The 5,702-nt window shown below is 41.5% G+C and carries 5 protein-coding genes; 1 reads left to right on the top strand and 4 read right to left on the bottom strand.

What is annotated here, in order from left to right:
• Positions 1-319: 319 nt before the first annotated feature.
• From panP to AACU59_RS02975, 4 genes are all read right to left on the bottom strand, one after another.
• Positions 320-1,963 (bottom strand): pyridoxal-dependent aspartate 1-decarboxylase PanP, encoded by a 1,644-nt coding sequence (panP, locus tag AACU59_RS02990; RefSeq protein ID WP_161437706.1) that lies wholly within the window; start codon positions 1,961-1,963, stop codon positions 320-322.
• Between the two features lie 99 nt (positions 1,964-2,062).
• Positions 2,063-2,575, bottom strand: coding sequence for a hypothetical protein (locus tag AACU59_RS02985; protein ID WP_017044636.1), 513 nt, complete (start codon positions 2,573-2,575; stop codon positions 2,063-2,065).
• Between the two features lie 86 nt (positions 2,576-2,661).
• The gene (locus tag AACU59_RS02980; RefSeq protein WP_017047741.1) at positions 2,662-3,567 is read right to left on the bottom strand and encodes a lysine exporter LysO family protein; all 906 of its coding nucleotides are present in this window, start codon (positions 3,565-3,567) and stop codon (positions 2,662-2,664) included.
• A gap of 23 nt (positions 3,568-3,590) precedes the next feature.
• Positions 3,591-4,511: an HDOD domain-containing protein gene (locus tag AACU59_RS02975; protein ID WP_026028826.1), complete on the bottom strand. Its 921-nt coding sequence runs from the start codon at positions 4,509-4,511 to the stop codon at positions 3,591-3,593.
• A 370-nt stretch (positions 4,512-4,881) separates the two neighbouring features.
• Between AACU59_RS02975 and AACU59_RS02970 the strand changes: the two genes are divergently transcribed.
• On the top strand, positions 4,882-5,475 hold the full coding sequence (locus tag AACU59_RS02970; RefSeq protein ID WP_013857112.1) for a TfoX/Sxy family DNA transformation protein: 594 nt from the start codon (positions 4,882-4,884) through the stop codon (positions 5,473-5,475).
• Positions 5,476-5,702 lie beyond the last annotated feature (227 nt).

Genomic DNA, 5,702 nt, shown 5'->3' with positions numbered 1-5,702 from the left:
GTATTCATAGTGTTCACGCGGGCGAAGAGAACAACTCGTTGGTTTTACCCGGTCGCCCTTTGGGGGGATTGGAAATAACACATTTCCAAAAAGGTAAGTTAAACCAACGCCATGCAATGAGTATAAACCTAGGATGTAGATTTCCGTAACAATTCAAGTTAACAATTGATGAGAACATGACAAGCCTCAAACAAAATTTCATGAAAACTACAGAATTTAGATTTAAATCGATGATTAATGGAAATTTCTAGCTCATTAATGATGTATTAGTTACAGCAAAAAGAAATAAATTTTCAATTCGCTGTAACTTATAGGGATTCTAGTTGATGATTTTTTGAGCAAGCTGCTCAATTTTGGCCATCAAATTAGGGGCTAGCGTGGCAATATGTCGTTGCTCATCTAAGATCGAATGCAAGATAGCATGTGTCGTTAGCGGGTTGGCTAGTACCACGCGGAATACGATGGTATCAAGCTTGTCCCAGCGTTCTGGGTTTAAACGGGTTCGAGAGACAAATGAACGCCCCGTTTCCCTTTGTTTTTTCTGCACAAACTGGGTGATTTCATTTAGCAACTCGTTCAGTTCTGCTTTTTGATTGGGCAAGGCTTGTTGTAGTGCTTGGCGAACAAAAGCAGGAATATAACGATAGGTTAAAAGACACAGTTCGGGTTCAGAAATCAGCTCAAAATCGTCTTGTTCTTTAATTAGATCGGCGAAATAGCGAGCTTTAGCTAGGCTTTGGTCAATCAATAATTCGTAGCCAGGGCGACTAATAATGTGCATGCTAGCGTACACCAACATGGCCATACCTGAACGAGAACCTTCTAACGTATGGCTGCCTAGATCTTTTGAACCTTTCCGCAAAATATACTGCGCATGGTGCTCAATTGAATGCATAGCATCAGGCTTTTTGAATAGTACCATGCCTGCACCCATAGGGATGTAGAGCTGTTTATGTGCATCAATCGTGACGGAGTCAGCCAACTCAATACCATTGAGTAAGTGTCGGTGATTATTCGACATTAATGTTGCACCGCCCCAAGCGGCGTCTACGTGAAAATGACAACCTTCTTGCTGGCAAATATTGGCGATATCTCTTAAGGGATCAATGTTGCCCGTTTCTGTCGTTCCGGCGACGCCAACAACCGCAAAAGGTTTAATTTTCTGGCTTTTTAGGTGTGCCATTTTGGCTTTCAAATCTTGTGGGCATAAGCGGTTGTTGTGGTCGGTTTTTACACAAACCAAGCCTTCTTGGCCGATACCCAATACGTCAGCGGCTTTCTTTAAAGAGTAATGGCCACGATCAGACACTAAAATGGCTAACCCGTGATAACCATAATGACGCATGGCTTTAAACAGCCCCTCTTTTTCGACGCCTTGGAAATCACCATCGGCTTTCAAAGTATTATTACGAGCCACCCACAATGCCGTGATATTGGCAATTGTTCCACCAGAGCAAAATGCACCGAGCGAATGATTAGCGCTATGCATCCATTGGCTGTAAAAAGCGTCGTTTTTTTGATAGATCAAACGATGCAACATACCCAAAACCTGCCGTTCTAGCGGTGTAAACGCTTTTGACGTTTCAATTTTGACTAAGTTTTGATTCAGCGCAATCATGATCTTTGATAACGGCATCAAGAAATATGGCAGTGCAGATGTCATATGACCAATAAAGCTAGGAGCCGAGGTATGCACTGAATGAGCGACTAAATTGTCCAACAAATGCTGAGTATGTTCTGAAACGAACTCCGGTGACTCTGGAATTTGCGGATTAGAGAAATCTTTTTCGATCTCTTTGAGTGGTTTTTCTTCAGCGACAATATGTTCACGCAAGAAGAGGTTCAAATTGCGCGATAGCTCTTGGTCTATTTTTGTCAGTGTTGAGTCGGGGCCTTCGGGCACAGTGAAGATCCGTAACAAGCTCTCGAAACTCACATCTGCAGTTTTTTGTTCTGATACCATACAGCTTCGTTATTTTGATTTTATGGAATGCGAGCGGCACAATCTAAACGAAAACGGGACAGTTGTCCCGTCTTAATTCGGCTAGAGTAGAGGCGGCGACTAGTTACAGACTTTCTTTTCGATCAAGGCGATGGCATCGTTATATTTATTCAACGCAGCTTCGATCTGCTTCGGATGACTGAGCAATTCGGCTAAAGCTGAACGTAATTCATAGTTTTTTTCGTTAGGCTTTGCTTGGCGATCTTCATAGGTGATTTTAGCAATGTGGCCGAGATCATCACTGCGTGAGGCCAATACTTTAATGTCGTGCTGTTCTAGTTTTAACCAAGCTTCTACAGGTTGCGAGGTTGCAACTTTAGAAGGATCGTTGCTTAGGTAATAGTGGACTGCCGCACGGCTTAATTCAAAGTGATGCTGGCGTCCTTGCAGAAACCATTGGCTGACTTCAGTAAGTTCAGGATATTGCGCGGTCGTTAAGTCTGCGAGATCACTATACCAATGGAGAGACGCGTCGACATAAGCGTCATATTTTTCGGATAAGCATTGGTTATCAGCAGCGAGAGCAACATTCGCTGAAGTTGAGAGCAGTAGGGCAACGATAACACGTTTCATAAATCTTCCTTTGGGCTTTGTTATTGTGTGGGAGTTTTCTACTCCCTATTGTTAGTTTAAATGAAGGCTAAAGTGATTCCTGAGATCTAGCCTGCAAGTGATACAAAGAACAGCATAAGAATAGGCACCAGTAGGCTGAGAATAAACCCACTGACAATTGCGATCGGTACGCAACGAACCCCGCCAGTTGTCTGGATCACGGGCAAGGTGAAATCCATCGCGGTTGCCCCAGCATAGCCGATGGCAGAGCAAGGTTTGGTTCGGATTAGCATGGGGATCATCACTAAAGCAACCAGTTCTCTAAGTAGCTCTATCATGAAAGAGGCACCACCATAGACTGGGCCGAAAGCATCACCCATTAAAATCCCGGCAAGTGAATACCATCCAAAACCGGAAGCCATGGCTAGTCCTCGATAAATTGGGATATCAAGAATCATGGCCGCAATGATCCCCCCAATCCAAGAGGTCAATATAATGACTAGTGCGATGACCATCCCGTATTTATTGAGCAAAATTTGTCGTAGAGTTAAACCACTATTTCTCAACTGAATACCAATAAAGAAAAGCAATACGAACAAGATCCATTCACTGGCGGTGCTAACCCAACTTAAATCGAATCCTAATACAACCCCAAGCGCCAATCCTCCACCGACAACCACAATCAGCTTTACGGATTCTAACGCCATGCTAGATAGTGGCAGTTTTGAATGGTTCGCATCGGTTTTTATGGGTAAAAATTTGTCAATAAAGGGCAAGACCAACAAGTTGCAAGCACCGATCATCAAGAAAAATACGGTGGTAAATTTAAGTATCAACTGTAGGTTACTGCCCAAGTTATCGAGGGCTGCCAAGCTTAAACCCATCAGAAACAGAATGACGTAAACTAACCAAGACGTGGCTTTATTTAATGCTGCTAGCCACTGTTGATTGGCAATAGAAAATAGATACCCCACTATTAGTGGGGCAAAAATAAATAACATCCCTGAGAACATCTCATCCTCTGATTATTTTGGGTTTAGAAGCCGCTTGCGTTGATCACATCATTGAGTTTTGATTTGAATTCAAGCTCACTAAGGTTACTTAAGTTGTATAGCACCTCAGCTCCGGTCGCATTAATTTCGACGTCATGCTCTTCAATCTCTTCATCTTGACGACGAAACAGTAAAAGATGGTGAGCAATACGTGCCACATCAAGGTAACTGACTTCGTGAGAAGATGCGACTAAAGATTGATTTCCTGCTACTTCAAGGAAATCTGAGTCGAACCCCCAACTTCTTAACACAAGCTGACTGGTTTTTGAACATCGCGACTGAAAAATCTGTAGGGCGATGTCTTGATCGAGATAGTTGCCTTTCTCAAGATATAAATGATATTCGTGTACCAGACAAAACAAGCCAATATCCGCAAGTAGACCGACAAGTAAGGCTTTTTCCTGCTCTAAATGTTGATATCGGCTTGGTTCTAGTTGTTTAAATGCGTGAGTTACCATCACCATGGTTGCGCCAAGCTCTCGCGATATGGCGGCGCTATTAACCAATATTTTATTGCATTCTTTGCTTAAGTTTACAGAGTGCTTTAACTGCTCAATCGCTTGGGCTGTTACAATGTCGCGTACTCGTAGTATGCCTAAGCGTGATACAGCCGTGACTAAATCCGTACAGGTAATATTTCGACGATTAAAGACAACAGAGTTTGCTACGCGTACTACAATTGCAGTCAGTCCGGGATCTTCAAGTAGACAATCGGCGACATCTGAAATTTCAGTAGATTCTAATGTGCATAAGCGCTGTATTTTTAGAACAACATCAGGAATAGGAGGAAGTGAAATTTTTCCTGTGCTGAGTGAGTGTTCAACCAATTGAGAAAATTCACTTTCTAACCCTTGGATGAGCATTTGATGATGATCTGGAAGCCAGTAAAAAGATAGATGATTCATAAATTTGTGCTCAATCTGTACTGAAGGCATTTTACCGTCTGCTAACCCAAATAAGCAATCAATTCACCATTAATCGCATTAATTTGTTTTCTTGATACATTAGCCTTAATACGTTAATGAAAGGAATGTGTGTCAAAAAAATTTATTCATAAACACAATGATGTGATTTTCATCTCATAACTCTGCGCAGATATGTTTATTGATGTGATGTATGCCCAGACTTATTTTGTATCGTTAACTATGATAGTACCCATATTAAGCAAGCTAATACTAAACTACTACAAGCTTGTTACTAACTTACTCTTTTTATTCGCAAAAATACGCTGCTATCTGGTGATCACTATTAATCGGGGAACTTGATTAAGGATCAATGGATATGATTGAGCATGCATTTTTCAATTACGTTATTAAATTTGGCGCATTTCAAAAGCGTTCAATGTTTGGTGGTGTTGGGCTTTTCCAAAAAGAAGCGATGTATTCACTGATTAGTGAAGAGTCTGTTTTTATTCGTGGAGGTGAAGAGCTCGATGATGCACTCACAAAATTAGGCTGCGAAAAATACAAACACGTTAAAAAGCAGACCACAGCAACCGTTAATTATTATGATATTACTGAGCTTTTTGTGAGCAATCATGAGAGCCTAGATACGATCATTGAACGTTCCATTCGCTATTCTGTTGAGCAACGTAGCTTTCAAAAATCCTCTGCAAGTCGTCGACTACGTGATTTGCCAAACATGCAGTTAACGTTAGAGCGTATGGTTAAAAAAGCGGGCATCAATGATGTGGAAACGTTCATGCGCTTAGGTGCTCCTACGATATTTTCTAAAGTGAGAAAAACGTACGGTAGTGACGTCGATGTAAAACTACTGTGGAAGTTTGCTGGTGCGATCGAAGGTATTCATTGGAAATTGCTGCAAGAGCCTCGCAAGCGTCAATTATTAGAAAGCTGCTCATTACGCTGACAGTTTTGTAGCACAGTTATCAAATAAATAGTTATCAAATAAAAAGCCGAGACGTAAGACTCTAATGCCGATCAGTTAAGGCCAAAGTGATCGGTTGAACGATCCTTCAGAGCTGTCAAAATCCAAGTGTATTTAATGCACTTGGATTTTTTTATGGATGTTTCTCAAGCTCTAAACATAATTAATGATTGGAAACCTAGCAACGTTGAGACTTTGTCTGACTTACT

It is taken from the genome of Vibrio sp. V23_P3S9T160, from assembly GCF_963886625.1.
Lineage (GTDB): Bacteria > Pseudomonadota > Gammaproteobacteria > Enterobacterales > Vibrionaceae > Vibrio > Vibrio anguillarum.
The sequence above is the reverse complement of the archived record's forward strand: the minus strand, read 5'-3'. Positions and strand labels throughout refer to the sequence as shown.